This window comes from Bacillota bacterium (genome assembly GCA_012727955.1).
Lineage (GTDB): Bacteria > Bacillota > Limnochordia > DTU087 > JAAYGB01 > JAAYGB01.
This window is the reverse complement of record JAAYGB010000058.1, coordinates 1-17,166: the sequence shown is the minus strand read 5'-3', so window position 1 is coordinate 17,166 and position 17,166 is coordinate 1. Positions and strand designations below refer to the sequence as shown.

The following is a 17,166-nucleotide window of genomic DNA, read 5'->3' as shown; positions in this document are numbered from 1 at the left end:
ATAGCGCCAGGCCATCATGACAGGATCAAAATACGGGACACAGAGGCTATATCGATAGCCCCTGTGTCCCGTATTTGTATCTAGCTGAGGAGCGCCCTCTAGCTTGACAGCTCAATGTTGCAGTCTAGGTACTCAGCCACCTTGGCAATGTACTTCCGGTAGTAATCGCGGACACTGGCAATGGATGCAAATACAATCTGATCGTCGATCCGTTGATACTCATGCACCAAGATGTTGCGCAACCCTGTAGAGGGAGCAATGGCCAAAGGGAAGTCCATATCGATCACTTCGTTTTCGGCCAAGTCGATGAAGGAATTAAAGTAGTCCTTAGCCGGCGCCCCCTGCAACTTCTTGAGGATGATGTTATTGATGTCCGTAGCACATTCGACAATCAACTGAATCTCCCGCTCAATGGCCCTTCTGATGAGCAAGTTCCGCTGGTACTCTTCTTGAGTAAGGCCAGTGGTTAGTTCTGCGAGTCCTTGGTAATAGGTAACCAGCACCTCCAGCTTCTTGCAGATTACCAGATTGTCAGTCATTACCTATTACCACCCTAACCTTCTCCATGATTCTAGCCATTTCTGCTTGAATTAGGGGCCTTAGCTCGTAGAAGTCCTTGATGTAAAAGAGGCTGTACCGCTCAAAGAGCCCCGGTTCTGCTTCATAGAGCACCCGCCCTTTTAGGGCAATCTCCCGACGCAGGATTGGCTCTGCCGTCTGTAGGTCGACTAGATCAATCTCGCTCTTGCGATGCGCGATAATCAAGTCCCTCATCAGGTTGAGTTTTGCTGCGTATCCAGAGGTTCCTCTGTCAAGTAGGCCAGATCAATGTCGCTCTCGGGACGATAATCCTCTGTCCCATAGCTGCCAAAGTACGCCAACAATTTGAGCCGGTACGCATCGACTATGTTTTCTATGCTCTCTCGAAAGGCTTCCACCCATGATCACATCCCCAGGGTAGCTGATCTTGCTCTCAGTATAGCACAGTTCCTGCAGCCGATAACTCCCCCGGCTATCCTTTCCTGCCTTTATCTCGTTGTGATCCCAAAGACCCCATCGATCCAGTCATAGACTTCGTTCTTGGTGTCAACAAAGTCATTGTCGAAGAATTTCGGGTCGTTGTTATGCCCAGCCTCCGGCAGCGTGAGGAACTTCACCTTTTCCTCGCCGAGAACCTCTCTGAGGTTTTCCACTAACTGCACGGAATGTTCGTAGGGAATGGCCTCGTCCCTTTCTCCATGGACAACGAGAATCGGTGGTCCATCGGGGTGAGCGTGGTTTTCGATCTTGGTGCTAAAGGCGCTGCACAAGAAGGTTGGGGTGGCAAAGTTAGCTCCGCAGCAGATTATCGCGGCCTGGACCTGACTGGAAAAGTCAGCATTGCCCAAACTGAGGTCTTCCGTCTCCGGTTTGTGACCGGTGGTCCCCAACAATCCCGCAATCTGACCTCCGGCGGAAGTGCCTAGGACTGCGATCCGCTCGGGATCAAATCCATACACCTCTGCATTAGCCCGAATCCACCGCACCGCAGCCTTGGCTTGATACAAGGCCTCCGGGTAGACAGACTGATCGATAATCTCCTTGCCAATGGTACAGTCAATCAGGGTGTAATTAATGGAGACTACAGCATAGCCCCGCTTGAGGCCGTGGAGAATGGGCTGAAGATCATCCATCTCCTTGGAACCAAAGAAGAAGGCTCCCCCGTGAATGTACATCATAACTGGGAAGGGCCCCTCGCCCTCATCGGGTAGATATATGTCTAGTTTCTGGGAGTCCGGGCCATTGGTGTATCTAATATCCCGGAACTGCCCCTTGATATCATCGGTCTTAGCAAAGCCATAGGGAATCTTACCGTCCTTGAAGGGAGGATCGGGAAGCTCCCGTCCCGGCGAGATATGCCGCACCTTCCCAACGCCCACGCCTAGTCTTTGGGCAAAGAGCCAGTCCCGCATCTCCTTGGTACGGTAAGCCGGCACCCAGGAGGAATGATTCCCATAAACCAAGGGCTCCCCGACAGGGTATTCGGTGTACAACACCGGCCGATAGTACAAATCTTCCCCTTCCCGTTCCAAGGCTCTGACCATATCTCGCGTTCTTTCCACAGGAACTACTGGATCACCGGCATGGTGGAAGGTCCAAATCGGTTTGTCAGCGATGGCCTCCACCTTTCTTGGGTCGCCGCCTCCACAGATGGGTACCAAAGCCGCAAAGGTCTCGGGATATTCCATCCCCAGGGCCCAGGTTCCAAACCCTCCCATGGAAAGCCCCGTCAGATAGATCCGCTGAGAATCAACGCTGTATTCCTTTGCCACCTGCTGCAAAACGGTATAGCCCATCTTAATTTCCGGGGTCAGCTCCACGGAGATATTGCCGGAAACAACTTCCCGACGGGTCCAACTCTTCTTTGGTGGACACTGGGGAGCCAGCACGAAACAGGGATGTTCCTCCTGCACTACATCTGAGGCCCAAATGACCGCACCTTCATTAGCCTCCAGTTGTACCTGGCCATCGACGCCCCGCTCTCCGGCGCCATGGAGGAACATAACCAGCGGGTATTTCTTGGCTGGGTCATAGCCCTTGGGGACATACAGCTGATAGGGCAACTTCTGCCCCGCCCCATCTTCATACACCAAGGCCTGAAAATCATCAACCACCAGGTTAATTCGCCCGGTACTGGTGAACTGTCCGGAAGGCAAAGTCCTGCCATCCGCGGTGGTAATCTCCCTCTTCTGGGTTACGGTATAGCTGAGTTCATAGCGGCGAGTGAGTCCACTTTCCCCATCGAAATAGAAAGTTGGCCCATTGGCATCCAAGGGATCAAGCTCGATGATCAAATAGTTACCCCGCTGAGGTAAAGTCGACATCGCTGCCGTGGAATTTGCATACACCCGGCTAATATTGCGGGGTTTAGTCTCTGTTTCGCCGTTCTCCTTGATCCTTCGCGCTTGGACGCTAAAGTCGGCCGCGGGCAATTGCCCCGATAAGGTAACGCCGTAGTCCAGTGCAACGGCGACTACCTTCTGGCCGTGTCCATCCACCACAGTAATTAGATCAACGGTTATTGACATCCATAGCCACCCCTTCCCTGCTTTCTCTCCTTCACTGCAAGGACTTCGGTTTAGAGGAAAATTTTCCTTTTTTGGCAAGCTGCTCAAGGACCTGAGCATGAACCTCGAAGGCGGAGTGATCATACAGAACAAAGCGGATTTTCTTTACCGCCTGCAGCCGGGGGGCCTGGCTCACCACCCTTTGCAGAGCAACTCTGGCCCCTTCTTCCATGGGATAGCCGAAGATGCCCGTTGAAATTGCCGGAAAGGCAATACTCCGACACCGATATTCCTCCGCCAGCTGCAGGCTGTTGACATAGCAGCTGGCCAGAAGCTCCTCTGCTGGGTGGTCCTGGCCATACACCGGCCCCAAACAATGAATGACATAGCGATTGGGCAGCCGATACCCCTTGGTAATTACCCCTTCTCCAGGACGGATAGGAGCCAGAGGGAGGCATTCCTGAGCCAATTCTGGGCCCGCGGCCTTGTGCAGCGCTCCGGCAACTCCACTACCGGGGCGCAGCCAGGCATTGGCGGCATTGACAACGGCGTCGCAATCCCCTTGCCTTGCGATATCCCCGAGAGTACACTCCACCACAAGGCCGCGGGCCTGATCCGGATCCGCCTCCCGACTCTCCAACAAAACTATCTCGCCAGCGCCAATCAGTACCCGAATCATCGGTGTCAACTTCCCACCCCCAGATTTATATACAGAAAAACCGCCCTGCGGCGGTTTTCCTCATGATATTACCTATTCTTTGAATTTCTCTACCGACCACGCAATTGCGGGTCAAAGACGTCCCGTAGGCCATCACCCAACAGGTTAAAGCCAAGGACTGTGAGAGCAATCGCTAATCCAGGATACAAAGTCATATGGGGAGCAGTCCGAATGGACTCCCGGCCCAAGGCCAACATTCTTCCCCAGCTAATAATGGGCGGTTGCGCGCCCAAACCGAGAAAGCTCAGGGAAGCTTCGACGGTAATGGCCGTACCCATACTCAAGGTTGCAATTACTAGAATCGGTGCAAAGCCGTTGATCAGAATGTGCCGGAACAGGATCCTGACATGGGTAAACCCAAGGGCCCTAGCTGCCTGCACAAACTCCTCTTCCTTGAGACTCAACACCATTCCCCGAGTGACCCGGGACATCTGGGGAATCCGGACAATGGCAATAGCTAACAGAGCATTGACCACCCCCGGTCCCAGGGTGGCGACGATGGCAATAGCCAACAGGGTTGAGGGGAAGGCGAGGATCAGGTCCATCAACCGCATGATCAAGGCGTCAACCATCCCACCGACATACCCAGCTAGGGCTCCCAGGACTACCCCCAGCACCAAAGAGAGCCCAGTGGCAATTCCGGCCACCATCAAAGACACCCGGGAACCGAAAATGATTCGACTGAGGACGTCCCGTCCCATATCATCGGTACCCAGAATGTACTTACCACCAAATCCTTGGGGAGACTCGTAGTTTTCCCAGATATCCATTTCATAGGGATCTAAAGGCGCGATATAATCGGCGAAAAGGGCAACTATAACTAAGATTCCTATTAGTATGAGTCCGGTCACTGCACTCTTATTTCGCAAAAGACGTTTCAAGTACCTAACCCCCTATTCATAACGAATTCTGGGATTAAGCCAGGCATAGCTTAGATCCACGAGCAGGTTCACCAAGGCAAAAATAACCGCCATCATCAGGACTCCGCCTTGAATAATTGGGAAGTCCCGTTGGGAGATAGAGTTAACGATGAGTCTACCTACTCCCGGCCAAGCAAAAACCGTCTCGGTAACTACTGCTCCACCCAACATTCCCCCGAATTGAATTCCAACAACGGTGATTACCGGCAAGAGAGCATTACGCAGCCCATGCCTCAGTACCACCGTACGGGAATGCAATCCCTTAGCCCTGGCGGTGCGAATATAGTCGCGACCCATGACCTCTAACATATTGGATCGGGTCAATCTCGTGATAATCGCCATCATCGATGTTCCCAGTGACAAAGAGGGTACCAGTAAATAGCGCAGTCCGGTAAGCAATTCCCTGGCATCAAAACGAGTCAGCAACGTCCAAATCCCGGGAAACAGCGACCCCTCGCGACCAAACAACGGTAACCAATCGACATTAATGCTCACATAAGACAGCAACACCAGTCCAATCCAGAACCCGGGCATGGAAACCCCTAAGAGTGCGAAGATCATGCTGCCATAGTCGATGATAGTGTTCCGCTTGACGGCTGCTAAAACGCCCAAGGGCACTCCTAACAATACCCCGATTAGGACGGAAAAAAAGGCTAGCTCTAAAGTAGCCCCCAACCGCTCGCCAATGAGTTGGAACACTGGAACCCCTTGTCTAATTGACTCACCAAAGTCTCCCCGCAGTGCATTCTTCAGCCACCGGAGGTATTGTTCGTGTAATGGGCGATCAAACCCATACACTCTGTTTAGACGGGCCACATCTTCCTCGGTGGCCTCCTCTCCCAACAGCATCCGAATCGGATCTCCGGGAGCCAGGTGCACCAAGAGAAATACCAGAATGGAGATGCCAATTAGTAAGGGAATTAGTTGTAGTGCGCGCTTGAGAATATAACTAAGCAATGGCTATGACAACTCCTTCACGACGGGATAGAGAACTAGACGACTTGCGCCGTCTAGTTCTCTATGAATCACTCACTATTTGTTCTTCTCAAAGAGGTGAACATCCTGCCAGGCCGCTGCGGGATATGGATGGACCTCATATCCGCTGATGTATGTGCGGCTAACTCCTACCTCTTCCGAGTAGTTGATGAACCCGTAGGGAACATCGCGGACGACAATCTCCTGAGCTTCACGGTAGATATCGATGGACTCCTGACTGGTGGGATCCAGAGTCCGTCCTAGCTCTAGCAAGTAGTCGAGACGCTTGTTGGAGTAACGAGGATAGTTGTTAGCACCATCGGTGTGGAACTGACGAATCATCGCCCGGTCGGGGTCAAGCTGACCGGCCCAACCCAGGATAAAGATGTCATAATCATCGGTCTCCTGGATGCGAGCTAGATAAGCACCCCACTCTTCGATGATAACTTCTACCTCGATACCGGCTCTACCGGCGTCATGCTGCAGAATCTCAGCAATCCGCATCCGATCCGGGTTTTCATTGGTGTACAGTCTCAACTTGATGTCGCCAGGTCCATAACCGGCCTCAGCCAGCAGTTCCTTAGCCTTATCAATGCTGTAATCGTACCTATATACATCATCGTTGTACCAAGGTAGTGTCGGGGGCACCGGACCTACTCCCGGGCTGCCGATACCGTTAAGTACTCTTTGTACGATACCTTCACGGTGAATCAGGTGGCTAATAGCCTGACGTACTCTGACATCGGCCAAGGGGCCAACCTTGGTATTAAAGCCAAGGTAGTTGTATCCAGTTCCTTCAACCCGCTGAACCACAATATTGCGGTCCTTCTCTAGCCGAGGTAGTTCGCCGGGAACTACGCCGCCTTGATACATATCCACGTCGCCGGCCTCAAGGGCGAGCAACCGAGTAGCGTTCTCAGGAATGGTTCTGAACTCGAGATAAGGAATCTTCGGAGCTCCTTGCCAGTAATCCTTATTAGCCTCGAGGACCATCCGGTCGTCTCTCGTCCAAGAGACAAACTTGTAGGGGCCGGTGCCGACGGGGTTTTGTCTAAAGTCCGCTCTGTCCCCGTGGTGAGCAGGAACGATGGACATCCGTGCTAGGTTGTTGAGTAGGAAAGAGAAAGGTTGCGACAAATGGAACACCAAGGTGTGATCGTCAACTATTTCGATCTCGGAAATGGCAGTGTACTGCCCCCGGTTTGGTGCCCCGTTTGCCGGGTCAAGAACCCACTCATAGGTGTACTTGACGTCCTTAGCGGTGAAGGGCTCGCCATCGTGCCACTTGACACCTTCCTGCAGATAGAAGGTCAGGCTGAGGCCATCCTCGCTGAACTCCCAGTCCTTGGCCAACAAGGGAACCAGTTCCATGTCAGTGGTGAACTTGACCAAAGGCTCCATGATGACGTTGATCCTCTCGTAGGAAGGAACGTCCGTCTCCAGTCTCGGATCCAATCCAACAGCTTCACCGCCGGAAGCGATCCGAAGGGTGTCATTGGCCAGAACTACACTTGTCATTCCCAAAACTAGTGCCAACGTCAACACAAACAACAGTTTTGCCGTTACTTTCATCTTTACCCCTCCAGTTCTGAATTTGGCATACAACAATGATTCAACCCCCAACCCCATTTGGCCTTCTTTGAATTGGGTATGTTTACATTTTTGTTTAACTTTTCTATTTGCCAAGATGTGCAAAAAACCTTTTTTCCTGGTTTTTTCGCCGATTTTTTTACCGAAACTACCTTCTGGAAACGAAAAAGAGAACGACCCAATTTTCCGGCCATTCTCCTTTTTCACCCAGTTGCGGCTATTCCTCTCGGACTCGAGTCAATTCGCCCATCGTCAGTAACAGATACAGCCCCGATAACCCCACCAGACTGTAGATGATTCGACTGAGCATGCTGGGCATCGCTACACTGCCGCCAAAAATCGCCTCCACTAAATTCCAGTTAAAGAGCCCAATCAATCCCCAGTTGAGGGCACCAATGATGGTTAGAATGAGGCTGACTGTTCTTAGTCCTTGCATCGGTTCTGCTGACCCCCTTCTTAAATCTGGTATCTACTTTATAGTCAGCAGACCGGGGGCGAATTATTCGCCTCGAATTAATCGTTGGAAAAACTATCCCTACTGCAGTCTCCCCTTAGACCAGACCACAATAGCCTAGGGCTCTACTTACCCAACGCCCCTTCAATATCCGCCAGCATTAGCTTAGTCGCCGTCAACCCTCCTGAGGCGACATACCAGACCTGAGAGTTGAGGTAGAGGATGCGGTCGTTTTTGTAGGCGCTGGTCATACGAACCAAGGGATTGTCTAGCACCTGTTTTGCCGAGATACTGCCGCCGACGGTGGCGGCACGGTCGATTACCAAGAGGTAATCGGGATCCACAGAGATTAGATATTCAAAGGCGATGTTCTGCCCGTGGGTAGCAACTTCGATTTTGGGGTCTGCCGGAGGAAAACCCATCTCCTGATGCACCACTCCAAAACGAGAGCCCGGTCCATAGGCGCTGAGAGCACCGTCGTTGGCCATAATCAGCAAAGCGTTGCTGCCGGTGGCATCAACTTGCTGGCGCAGGGACTGAAAGGCTTGCTGAAGTTGATTCACCTCTTGGGCTATGAACTCCTCTTTTCCAAAAATGTCGCCTAGGATCCTCAGATTCTTGGTCACGGAGCCCAGGTAGTCATTGGGTTCAACGGCCAAGTAGACGGTGGGCGCAATTCGCTGCAATTCAGCATACTGTGAGGCCTGCCGGGTGGAGATAAAAATCACATCCGGTTGCAGCTCATAGATCCTTTCGAAATTAGGTTCAAAGAGGGTTCCGACATCGACATACTTGCTATCCTTGAACTTGCTTAAGTAAGGCGGCAGGCTGGACTTAGGCAGCCCCGTGACCTCTATCCCCATCTCATCGAGGGAGTCCAAGGTAGCATAATCAAAGACGACTACGGTCTTGGGATTCATGGTGACCACCGCTTCCCCCAGTTCATGCATAACGGTAACGGTGTTGCTTTGCGCATAGGCTGCCGGGTTTGCCAATAGACCAACTAGAGCTATCACCGACAAAACTAGAGCTTTGACCAACCATCCTTGTCCTCGTCCCTGAGATTTAACATTAGCCATCGTAAATCCCCCCACACTGACTTCAACCCCATGGGTTTTGCTTAGTAATACACACAGATCCGGTTGTCGTTAACCAACTCAATCCGGAAATCCAAGTCATAGATCGGGCCCAACACTGCCTGGTCGATGATCTCCTCCGGTGGACCCTCGTTGACAATGGCGCCGCTGTTCATCGCCACGATGTAGTCGGAATGACAGGAAGCAAAATTGATGTCATGGATCACAATCACCACAGTTTTGCCCAGCTCATCGACCAAGGACCGCAAGGTCTTCATAATTTCCACGGAGTGCTTCATGTCAAGGTTGTTCAGCGGTTCATCAAGCAAGATGTAATCGGTGTCCTGGGCAATCACCATCGCGATATAGGCCCGCTGCCTTTGCCCGCCGCTGAGTTCATGAAGATACTTATCCTGCATGTTGCCCAGCTGCATATAGTCAATGGCTTTGTCGACGTACTCCCAATCCTCCGCTACTAGATTGCCTTGGCAATAAGGAAAGCGGCCAAAGCTAACCAGTTCCCTCACCGTCAGACGCAGGTTGAGGTGATTGGATTGTCTGAGGATGGAGATCCTTTTTGCCAGCTCAGTACTCTTCCACTGGCGAATCTCTTTCCCATCGATATACACTTCCCCGCTGTCGGGTTTGATCAGACGACTAACAATGGACAGCAAAGTGCTCTTTCCCGCCCCGTTGGGCCCGATAAAGGAGGTGATCTTCCCTCGGGGAATTTTTAGCGACACATGATCTACCACCGTGACATTTCCGTAGCTCTTGACAACATCCCGGATTTCAATCATAGTTGATGCTCCTTTAGAAGTAGATAGATAAAGTACAAGCCACCAGCGAGGTTGATCAGCACGCTAATGGGAGTGACAAAGTTAAAGACCCTTTCCGCCAACAGCTGACCACCCACCAAGGCGATGACCGCCACCAGCACTGACCCAAGAACGAGATACTTGTGCTCGTAGGTAGACAGGAACTCCCTGGCCAGGTTGGTCACCAACAGCCCCAGGAAGGTGATGGGACCAACGAGTCCCGTGGAGACCGCCATCAAGACCGCAACTACAATCAACATCCGCCGGACAATGCCCTCATACTCAACGCCGAGATTAATGGCCTGGTCCCGTCCCAGAGCCAAGACGTCCAAAACGGCGAAGTAGCGGCGGGAATACAACAGCACCACACCCATGGCCACAAGGGCAATCAGCAGGATATCAGTGTTGACGTTGTTAAAGCTGGCAAACATCCGATTCTGTAGGACCAGAAACTCATTGGGGTCAATCACCATCTGCATAAAGGAAGCCCCACTTTGAAAGAGGGTACCCACGATTAACCCCACCAAAAGGACAAAGTAGATATCCGTGGATTCCCGTTTGAACAACAGGTTATACAGCAGCAGAGCAAAGACCACCATACCGCCCACCGCCAGGAGGAAATTCAGCTGGCGATTGACAACAACTAAACTGGTGGACCCAAAGGCAAAGACAATGGCCGTCTGAATCACAAGATACAAGGAATCAAGCCCCATGACCCCTGGAGTTAGGACCCGATTGTTAGTCACCGTTTGAAATACCGTCGTAGCAAAGGCAATGGCGGCACCGGTGGCAATAATGGCGATGGTATTGGGAATCCGCCGAGACAGGGCATACTCCCAGTTGCGACTGTTGAGACCAATGGTGAGATACAGGATTACGAGAACTAGGGCGACTACAGACAACAATACGATTTTCCGTCGATTACCCATGGCGGCGCCTCCTTACCAACAGCCAGAGGAAGATCAAGCTGCCCACTACTCCCACGGTCAACCCGATAGGGATCTCATAGGGAGCGATCAACACCCGCCCGACAATATCGCAGACCAGGAGAAAGATTGCCCCAAAGAGTGCCGTGGTGCCGATACTGTTGCGCAGGTGATCCCCCTGATAAATCGAGACGATATTAGGTACCACCAAGCCCAGGAAGGGAATTCTACCCACGGTAATGATCACCAACGCGGACAACAGGGCTACAATGCTCACTCCGATGGTAACCACCTGCTGGTAGTTCATCCCCAGGTTATTGGCAAACTCCTCCCCCATCCCGGCAATGGTGAACTTGTTGGCATACAGATAAGCAACTACCACCAGAGGGATGCTGAGATACAACAGCTCATAACGGCCTTTGCTGATCATCGCAACGTTTCCCATCAACCAGGAAGACACGTTTTGGACCAAATCAAAGCGGTATGCAATAAAGGTAGTAACAGCATCGATGATGTTTCCCAGCATGATTCCTAATAGGGGAATAAAGACGGTATTTTTCAGTTTGATTCGCTTCAAAATCCCCATAAACAAGAAAGTGCCGGCCAGGGCGAAGGCAAAGGCCACAAGCATTTTGCCCAGGGAGCTGGCCGCGGGCCAGAGGATCAGGGAAACCAACACCCCGAGTTTTGCCGAGTCCACCGTGGCTGCGGTGGTAGGGGCAACAAAGCGATTGCGACTAATCTGCTGCAGGATCAAACCACTGATGGCCATGCTCATCCCGGCAATAACCACCGTCACCAGGCGGGGGATGCGGCTGAGCAAGAGAATCTGGGTTTTCAGGTCCTGACCCAACAGCAGGTCCTTCAGGCTGAGTTGGGTCACACCGATAAATAAGGAAATTATCGATAGAACTACTAGAATTACAACTAAGTAACGATTTTTCATAATATGTCCCCTCGCGGTTGACACCCCCTGGGCCCAGTTTGTTATAATAGATCTACTGGATTGAGAATGATTCTCAGTCTCGAATCTATCCATAGCATAGCACGACCGTAACCGGGAATCTTACATTATATTTGGGTTTTCTCACTAATTTTGGTGAAAACACATCGAGAAGGTGATGTAATTGAGAAGTGAAGGGCTCAACAAGGTTTTTGAGGAAACGGCGGAGCGATTTTATGCCTGTACATACTTGCCCATTGCAGCCTTCACCAGCGATGGAAAGTTTCTTTATGGGGTGGGGTTGACCGGTGAACTGACCAAAACCCTGGAGGACACAGTCTACGATTTAGCCTGGGCACAACTGCCGACTCAACCCCTGTGTGACCGAAAGAGAGAAGGCTGCCGGAAGAAGCGGGGCTCCCGCTGCGCCTGCCACCACACCACCCTCTCGGTTCCCAAGGTTGGTGAGTTTGCCGCCCGGTACCTCTGCCCCGGCAATCCGGCACTGGGTCTGTTTATTCTTGGCCCCTATACAACGCAACGGTCCCAGGCTACGGCAATGGTGACCTACCGGCCCGCTGACTGTGTTCCCCATCTAATGGTTTTGCTAGGCCGGATTTACAAAGGGGTCAGAGAACAGCTAAGGGATAGCGATTGCTACAGCTTTCATGTGCAGCGGGCTGTGGAATACATCCTCAGCAATTATCAGGGGAACATCACCTTGGAGTTCCTGTCCGACTATCTAGGGATTAATAAGTCCTATCTCAGCACACTGTTCAAGCAGGAGACCGGGCAGACTTTCTCCCAGTTTCTCAATTCCGTTCGGGTAGAACAAAGCAAAAAACACCTACAGGAGAAGGATACCTCCATCTTGGATGTGGCCTTGACCGTTGGTTTTAGCAACCAAAATTACTACGGAACTATCTTTAAAAGGCTCACCGGCATGACCCCCAGCGAGTATCGAATAGCTGGCGAGGTGTAGCCGGTGAGGGAAAACAAATCTGCAAGGGGCACATTCCGTGCCCCATTTATCTTTACAACTGGAATTGAGTCGTGAGTCTGGTTAAACTCTGGGCCATGGCAGAGATGGTGTCCGCGGTGGCCGCCACTTCTTCGATAGTGCCAGACTGTTCATGGGAGGACGTGGCTACTTCGTGACTGCTGAGCCTCAAGGTCTGAGCGATATCAGCTACTTGAGAGATTAGAGTTGTCATTTGGGATACGGCGGCATTGATTTCAACAAACTGTGACCTAGCGGCAGACACTAATTCAGCCTCGTCCTGGACAGTCTGACCGCTGTTATTAACCGCTTCCACCACTTCTGTCATCTGACTCGTTACCTCGAAGATCAGCTGGGCAATCTCCTTAGCCGCGGACTGGGACTCTTCAGCCAAGGCGCGAATCTCCCCGGCCACCACGGCAAAGCCCCTCCCCTGCTCTCCTGCCCGGGCGGCCTCAATGGCGGCATTGAGAGCTAACAGGTTGGTCTGTTCCGCAATCGTGGAAATCACATCCACCGCTTGGCCGATCCCCTTAGCCTTCTCATTTAGGCTATCGATCTTAGCCACGGCGTCCTTAACCACAGCCTGGGCCGTCTCGGCCTTGACAACGGCTTCATCCATTGCCCGATCTCCCAGGGATGCCAGCTCAATGGCCCGCTGTGCGCCCCTCTCCATTGCCTCGGCCCCGGACTCTAAATCCCTCGCCAGCCTGTTGGCTTCTTCGGTGGAGTGAGCTATCTGCTGAGCCATCGAACCCGTTTCATTGGCTGCCGCGGCCAATTCCTCTGTACTGGCTGCCAGTTCTTCGGCGGAATCTGAGAGGGTCTGCAAAATCGACCGCAAGGATTCGGCCATCCGGTGAAAGGCCTGGGCCAACTGAGCAACCTCGTCTTTGCCCGTTGCTGTTATGGTCACCGATAGGTCACCGGAGGCAACTGCATCGGCAGACTCCACCAAATCCCTCAAGGGTTTAGCAACCGTCCTTCCGATGAAGAACCATCCGAAGACAACGAGAATAACGTTGGCCGCTGCGATGGCCAGTTGAGCCTTTAGCTGCAGACTAGCCTTTCCTTGACTACGGGCCTCGTACAGCGACACAATCTCGTCCATAGCCGTCAAAATCTCTAAGCTGTGATCATGTGATCATATATGTATGCCGCCTCATCGGTTAGAGAGGCTGCCCTATCGCTTGCAACCAATCGGTCCACCCGCTGCCGCATCGGCTCCCACATAGTCTGCACTTGTCTCAGCCGCTGCAGGATTGCTGGGTCCTGCTCCTGTCCAAGTCCTAGATCCCGATCACCCTCGATGAGGCCTGAAAGACCGCGCTCAAAAAGATCCCGGGTCTGCCGTAATTGCTCTTGAGCTTGGATTGGGCGATCGCCATGTACAATGCCAAGAGCTTCCTTGGCCATCTTCTGACTGAGCATCCGCTGCCGACCGGCCACGTTAATCGCCGTGGCGTCGGCGCCCTGCCCCTGTCGCTGGACAAGGATGGCCGTGGCCACGGTCAAAAGCAAGAAGATCAACATGATAGCTCCGATTTTTGTTTGGACTCGTTCCACGATTCTTCCCCCTACCAACAAGTTTGTTATTATATACCCTATATACCCGGCTCCAGCGATGGTTAACTTGTGGTTTTAGGGTACAAAAAGAGCCCCGTTAGCCGGGGCCTCAATTATCCTTTATCTCGGTATCTTCCCAGCAAATCTTCATATTCTTGATGCAGGTTCTTCCTCAGGGAATCAAAGGTTGAATCCCGGTCAATAAACTGCCAAGAGAAGGGGCCCTACCAGACCCCTACTCGCTCCTTCTCCCACTCATTGAGCTATATTAATATGAAGGAATCTACTGCTCAGCCAGTTCAGCAGCCCCTGATTCCCGCCTTGCTGCCAAGCTCTCTAGCTTACTCATATTAACGATAACTGCCCCGAGCCCACAGACAATTCCCCACAGGACCAGGATTCGACTCCAATCCCAATACTGCAACAAAGCTCCCGTAACAACTCCCGTCAGGCCAGAGCCAACATAGGAAGCAAAGTCCATGAATCCAGCCACGGTAGACTCCTTACCGACAGACTGAAAGCGAAGGGGAATAGAGACCATTAACAAAGCGTTTATCCCGTAGATCAGTCCGGAACAAATGGCCACCGTTAAGACGGTCAAGGCAAAGTACGGTAATTTGATCAGCCACGCCCCCACCAGAGAGACAATCCCAACGACAATGTACATCCCCACTATGGTCCGGGACTCATTTCCTCCAGCTCTCTGACTTAGTTTCCCGGCTAGCAGCACCCCGAAGAATCCTAAGGGCGGAATCCATAGAGCGTAGGAGGTAGCATCAGCGGCGGGCAGATGATGGGCCTGCATCAGCAAAGTTGGCGCCCAGAGGTTGATCCCCTCTTTGACCATCCCCTGTAAGCTGCTGGCAACAGCCAATAGAAGCAAGGTGAAGTTTCCGAAAAACGCGAAGTTCTCCTTCAGTATTACCCCAATGGATTCCTTCGGCGGCTCTACCTTAGACACAGGATTGATCGGGGCAAACCCCAGATCCTCCGGCCGGTCCTTGGCTAGAATTGCCCAAAGGATCGCCATCACCATTAATAACACCGATGGGATCCAAAGGACCAGCCTCCACTGGTCTGGGTATCTGGCGATGATTCTACTGGCCAAAAACCACGACAGCATAAACCCACCTACCGAGGATGTACCAAGGATACCGGTCATCTGACCCCGTTCGTTCTCCGAGAACCAGTTAGAGGTCATTTTGACTATCGGTCCCCAGCCCATGGACTGAAAACAGCCATTAATTGCCCAAAGGATCACCATCAAGAAAAAAGACGAAACAAAACCAGCAAACAAGTTCATCAAGGCTGTACCAACCAGCCCAATCAAGACTATTCCCTTGCTGGAGAACCGATCCCCCAAGTGGCCGTTAATTAGCTGCCCAAAGGCATACACCCAAAAGAATACCCCACCCACCAGCCCCAATTGAGCAGTACTCCACCCCAAGTCCCTTTCCATTGCCGGCAGGATCATCGCTAGATTCACTCGCCCAAGGTACAAACTAGCATAGGATATCCACATCAAGACCTTGATCCGCCGCTGCCAACTAGCTACGTTCATTGCGCTCTCTCCTAATCCAGCTGAAAGTTACATCATGCTATTCGCTATCGGCAATAAACTCCCCTCTGCGGTAGCACCATCGCGCCTTTCACCGGCTCTTTGAACTCCAGCGTGACTTTGCTCAAGGGATCCGTATCACTGAGTCTAAGAAATAGAGATAAACAAGGGCGTGAACTTGGCTGTCTATCCTAGATGAGCACTGTGGGGCTAGACATTAGATGAAGGGTCAAAACTAAGGAGGGAATCGCATGGGCGCGTTTCCAAGGACAGTTGTCGGCGGGCTTTCAGTTTCCCGATTAATCATCGGGACTAACTGGTTCTTGGGTTGGAGTCATCAAACCCCTGCTAAGGATGCATTTATCAAGGAGAATGTGGCCAATCGAAGGGCAATGGCCGATATTCTCGAGGTTTTTCTCAAGGAAGGTGTAGACACCATCATGGGTCCCTTGACCCAGCACCCCATTGCACTGGAGGCAATCAAGGAGGCTGAGGACAGAACCGGTGTCCATATGATCAAGGTAGACACTCCGATTATCAATATCCAGGATACCGATGAGGCTAGAGATGAAACCCGAAGATTACTGGACGAAGTAGCCGCCACCGGTGCGGAGATTTGCCTACCACACCATTCCTCCGTTGAACAGTTAGTTGACAAGAGCATCAGGAAAATTAGGCGCATCGATGACTACACCAAAATGATCAGGGAAAGAGGCATGATACCTGGACTATCCGCCCATATGCCGGAAATAGTCGTCTATTCCGATGAAAACGACTATGATGTCGAGACCTATATCCAGATTTACAACTCCATGGGGTTCTTAATGCAGCTTGAGGTCGATTGGATTGCCAGGATCATCCACAACGCTAAGAAACCGGTGATGACCATCAAACCCATGGCAGCGGGCCGAATTTCCCCCTTTGCGGCCTTCCCCTTTGTCTGGAACACCATCCGGGACATCGACATGGTCACCGTTGGTACAATGACCCCCCGTGAAGCCGCGGAGGTAATTGAGTACTCTCTGGCAGCCTTGGAGAGACGACCTCCCCAAACCGAGATTCGCGGTACACCCAGTAAGGATAAAGTTACCGACTAACACTAAATTGCTTGGCAGTTCACCTTTGCAGGCAACAGCTACCTAAATAGACAAGCGCACCGCTTCCTTTCCGGCCAATTGGTCGATGGAGAAGACTGGTGCGCTTTCTTGCCAGTATCAGCTATTGCAGGTAAACTCATCTATTTCGTCCATGATCCTACGATAGGTGTCTTGCCACCTATCTTCGGGAACATCCCCGGTAATTCCAATGGTAAGATCTGTTACCTGGGGCAGCTTCCAGCATACCCATTGTCCTCATTTTGGCATCAGCCTATGACCATAGGTGCCAGGTGCTAGCCGGTTAATCTAGATCCCCTTGGCAGGCCAAGCCTTACGAGCCTCACTCAAACTAATTCCTTAATCATGATTAGTTCCAAGGGTTCCCCGGGGAGCACAAACCCGCCGATATCGCGATACCCCAGCTTGCGGTAGAAGTGCTGGCCCTCCTCATCAGCCTGGGTACTGGTCATAACAATCC

The 17,166-nt window shown here is 52.0% G+C and carries 19 protein-coding genes; 2 read left to right on the top strand and 17 right to left on the bottom strand.

Translation table 11 applies throughout. The features are described from left to right. Positions 1 to 98 precede the first annotated feature (98 nt). From GX030_09525 to GX030_09465, 13 genes are all read right to left on the bottom strand, one after another. Positions 99 to 539, bottom strand: coding sequence for a DUF86 domain-containing protein (locus tag GX030_09525; protein NLV92613.1), 441 nt, complete (start codon positions 537 to 539; stop codon positions 99 to 101). Then, the gene (locus GX030_09520) at positions 532 to 774 is read right to left on the bottom strand and encodes a hypothetical protein (GenBank protein NLV92612.1); all 243 of its coding nucleotides are present in this window, start codon (positions 772 to 774) and stop codon (positions 532 to 534) included. Before GX030_09520 ends, GX030_09525 begins: the two co-directional genes overlap by 8 nt. Beyond that, positions 774 to 938, bottom strand: coding sequence for a nucleotidyltransferase domain-containing protein (locus GX030_09515; GenBank protein NLV92611.1), 165 nt, complete (start codon positions 936 to 938; stop codon positions 774 to 776). Before GX030_09515 ends, GX030_09520 begins: the two co-directional genes overlap by 1 nt. 90 nt (positions 939 to 1,028) lie before the next feature. After that, positions 1,029 to 3,068, bottom strand: coding sequence for a prolyl oligopeptidase family serine peptidase (locus GX030_09510; protein ID NLV92610.1), 2,040 nt, complete (start codon positions 3,066 to 3,068; stop codon positions 1,029 to 1,031). Positions 3,069 to 3,099: 31 nt separating this feature from the next. Then, the gene (locus GX030_09505) at positions 3,100 to 3,726 is read right to left on the bottom strand and encodes a macro domain-containing protein (protein NLV92609.1); all 627 of its coding nucleotides are present in this window, start codon (positions 3,724 to 3,726) and stop codon (positions 3,100 to 3,102) included. Positions 3,727 to 3,815: 89 nt separating this feature from the next. Beyond that, a complete protein-coding gene (locus tag GX030_09500) occupies positions 3,816 to 4,646 on the bottom strand; it encodes an ABC transporter permease (protein NLV92608.1) in 831 nt (276 codons plus the stop codon). Positions 4,647 to 4,658: 12 nt separating this feature from the next. Continuing rightward, positions 4,659 to 5,642, bottom strand: a complete 984-nt coding sequence (locus GX030_09495; GenBank protein NLV92607.1) for an ABC transporter permease — start codon at positions 5,640 to 5,642, stop codon at positions 4,659 to 4,661. Positions 5,643 to 5,717: 75 nt separating this feature from the next. Then, on the bottom strand, positions 5,718 to 7,232 hold the full coding sequence (locus GX030_09490; protein ID NLV92606.1) for a hypothetical protein: 1,515 nt from the start codon (positions 7,230 to 7,232) through the stop codon (positions 5,718 to 5,720). A 235-nt stretch (positions 7,233 to 7,467) separates the two neighbouring features. Then, entirely contained in the window at positions 7,468 to 7,686 is a 219-nt protein-coding gene (locus GX030_09485) for a DUF378 domain-containing protein (protein ID NLV92605.1), read from the bottom strand. Between the two features lie 143 nt (positions 7,687 to 7,829). Next, positions 7,830 to 8,783, bottom strand: a complete 954-nt coding sequence (locus GX030_09480) for a siderophore ABC transporter substrate-binding protein (GenBank protein ID NLV92604.1) — start codon at positions 8,781 to 8,783, stop codon at positions 7,830 to 7,832. Between the two features lie 41 nt (positions 8,784 to 8,824). Next, positions 8,825 to 9,580 (bottom strand): ABC transporter ATP-binding protein, encoded by a 756-nt coding sequence (locus GX030_09475; protein NLV92603.1) that lies wholly within the window; start codon positions 9,578 to 9,580, stop codon positions 8,825 to 8,827. Further along, positions 9,577 to 10,527, bottom strand: a complete 951-nt coding sequence (locus GX030_09470) for an iron chelate uptake ABC transporter family permease subunit (GenBank protein ID NLV92602.1) — start codon at positions 10,525 to 10,527, stop codon at positions 9,577 to 9,579. The genes GX030_09475 and GX030_09470 overlap by 4 nt, the downstream gene beginning before the upstream one ends. Further along, the gene (locus GX030_09465) at positions 10,520 to 11,470 is read right to left on the bottom strand and encodes an ABC transporter permease (GenBank protein ID NLV92601.1); all 951 of its coding nucleotides are present in this window, start codon (positions 11,468 to 11,470) and stop codon (positions 10,520 to 10,522) included. Before GX030_09465 ends, GX030_09470 begins: the two co-directional genes overlap by 8 nt. A 181-nt stretch (positions 11,471 to 11,651) precedes the next feature. Here GX030_09465 and GX030_09460 point away from each other — a divergent pair, with 181 nt between their 5' ends. Then, positions 11,652 to 12,449, top strand: coding sequence for a helix-turn-helix transcriptional regulator (locus GX030_09460; GenBank protein NLV92600.1), 798 nt, complete (start codon positions 11,652 to 11,654; stop codon positions 12,447 to 12,449). 52 nt (positions 12,450 to 12,501) lie between these two features. Here GX030_09460 and GX030_09455 read toward each other — a convergent pair whose 3' ends face one another. From GX030_09455 to GX030_09445, 3 genes are all read right to left on the bottom strand, one after another. Further along, entirely contained in the window at positions 12,502 to 13,578 is a 1,077-nt protein-coding gene (locus GX030_09455) for a methyl-accepting chemotaxis protein (GenBank protein ID NLV92599.1), read from the bottom strand. 14 nt (positions 13,579 to 13,592) lie between these two features. Continuing rightward, a complete protein-coding gene (locus GX030_09450; GenBank protein NLV92598.1) occupies positions 13,593 to 14,033 on the bottom strand; it encodes a hypothetical protein in 441 nt (146 codons plus the stop codon). A 283-nt stretch (positions 14,034 to 14,316) separates the two neighbouring features. Continuing rightward, positions 14,317 to 15,594, bottom strand: a complete 1,278-nt coding sequence (locus tag GX030_09445) for an MFS transporter (GenBank protein ID NLV92597.1) — start codon at positions 15,592 to 15,594, stop codon at positions 14,317 to 14,319. A gap of 248 nt (positions 15,595 to 15,842) precedes the next feature. On the opposite strand from GX030_09445, the gene GX030_09440 reads away from it, so the two are divergent. After that, the gene (locus GX030_09440; GenBank protein NLV92596.1) at positions 15,843 to 16,688 is read left to right on the top strand and encodes a hypothetical protein; all 846 of its coding nucleotides are present in this window, start codon (positions 15,843 to 15,845) and stop codon (positions 16,686 to 16,688) included. Positions 16,689 to 17,032: 344 nt separating this feature from the next. Here the strand turns inward: GX030_09440 and GX030_09435 are convergent. Further along, a partial coding sequence (locus GX030_09435) for a GNAT family N-acetyltransferase (GenBank protein ID NLV92595.1) occupies positions 17,033 to 17,166 on the bottom strand: 134 nt, incomplete at its 5' end.

What these genes read in the sequence shown, in the direction of transcription:
- GX030_09505 (NLV92609.1), bottom strand. Translation starts at nt 3,726, where the DNA reads ATGATTCGGGTACTGATTGGCGCTGGCGAGATAGTTTTGTTGGAGAGT.
- GX030_09520 (NLV92612.1), bottom strand. Translation starts at nt 774, where the DNA reads ATGAGGGACTTGATTATCGCGCATCGCAAGAGCGAGATTGATCTAGTC.
- GX030_09480 (NLV92604.1), bottom strand. Translation starts at nt 8,783, where the DNA reads ATGGCTAATGTTAAATCTCAGGGACGAGGACAAGGATGGTTGGTCAAA.
- GX030_09490 (NLV92606.1), bottom strand. Translation starts at nt 7,232, where the DNA reads ATGAAAGTAACGGCAAAACTGTTGTTTGTGTTGACGTTGGCACTAGTT.
- GX030_09485 (NLV92605.1), bottom strand. Translation starts at nt 7,686, where the DNA reads ATGCAAGGACTAAGAACAGTCAGCCTCATTCTAACCATCATTGGTGCC.
- GX030_09455 (NLV92599.1), bottom strand. Translation starts at nt 13,578, where the DNA reads ATGGACGAGATTGTGTCGCTGTACGAGGCCCGTAGTCAAGGAAAGGCT.
- GX030_09525 (NLV92613.1), bottom strand. Translation starts at nt 539, where the DNA reads ATGACTGACAATCTGGTAATCTGCAAGAAGCTGGAGGTGCTGGTTACC.
- GX030_09440 (NLV92596.1), top strand. Translation starts at nt 15,843, where the DNA reads ATGGGCGCGTTTCCAAGGACAGTTGTCGGCGGGCTTTCAGTTTCCCGA.
- GX030_09470 (NLV92602.1), bottom strand. Translation starts at nt 10,527, where the DNA reads ATGGGTAATCGACGGAAAATCGTATTGTTGTCTGTAGTCGCCCTAGTT.
- GX030_09475 (NLV92603.1), bottom strand. Translation starts at nt 9,580, where the DNA reads ATGATTGAAATCCGGGATGTTGTCAAGAGCTACGGAAATGTCACGGTG.
- GX030_09510 (NLV92610.1), bottom strand. Translation starts at nt 3,068, where the DNA reads ATGTCAATAACCGTTGATCTAATTACTGTGGTGGATGGACACGGCCAG.
- GX030_09445 (NLV92597.1), bottom strand. Translation starts at nt 15,594, where the DNA reads ATGAACGTAGCTAGTTGGCAGCGGCGGATCAAGGTCTTGATGTGGATA.
- GX030_09465 (NLV92601.1), bottom strand. Translation starts at nt 11,470, where the DNA reads ATGAAAAATCGTTACTTAGTTGTAATTCTAGTAGTTCTATCGATAATT.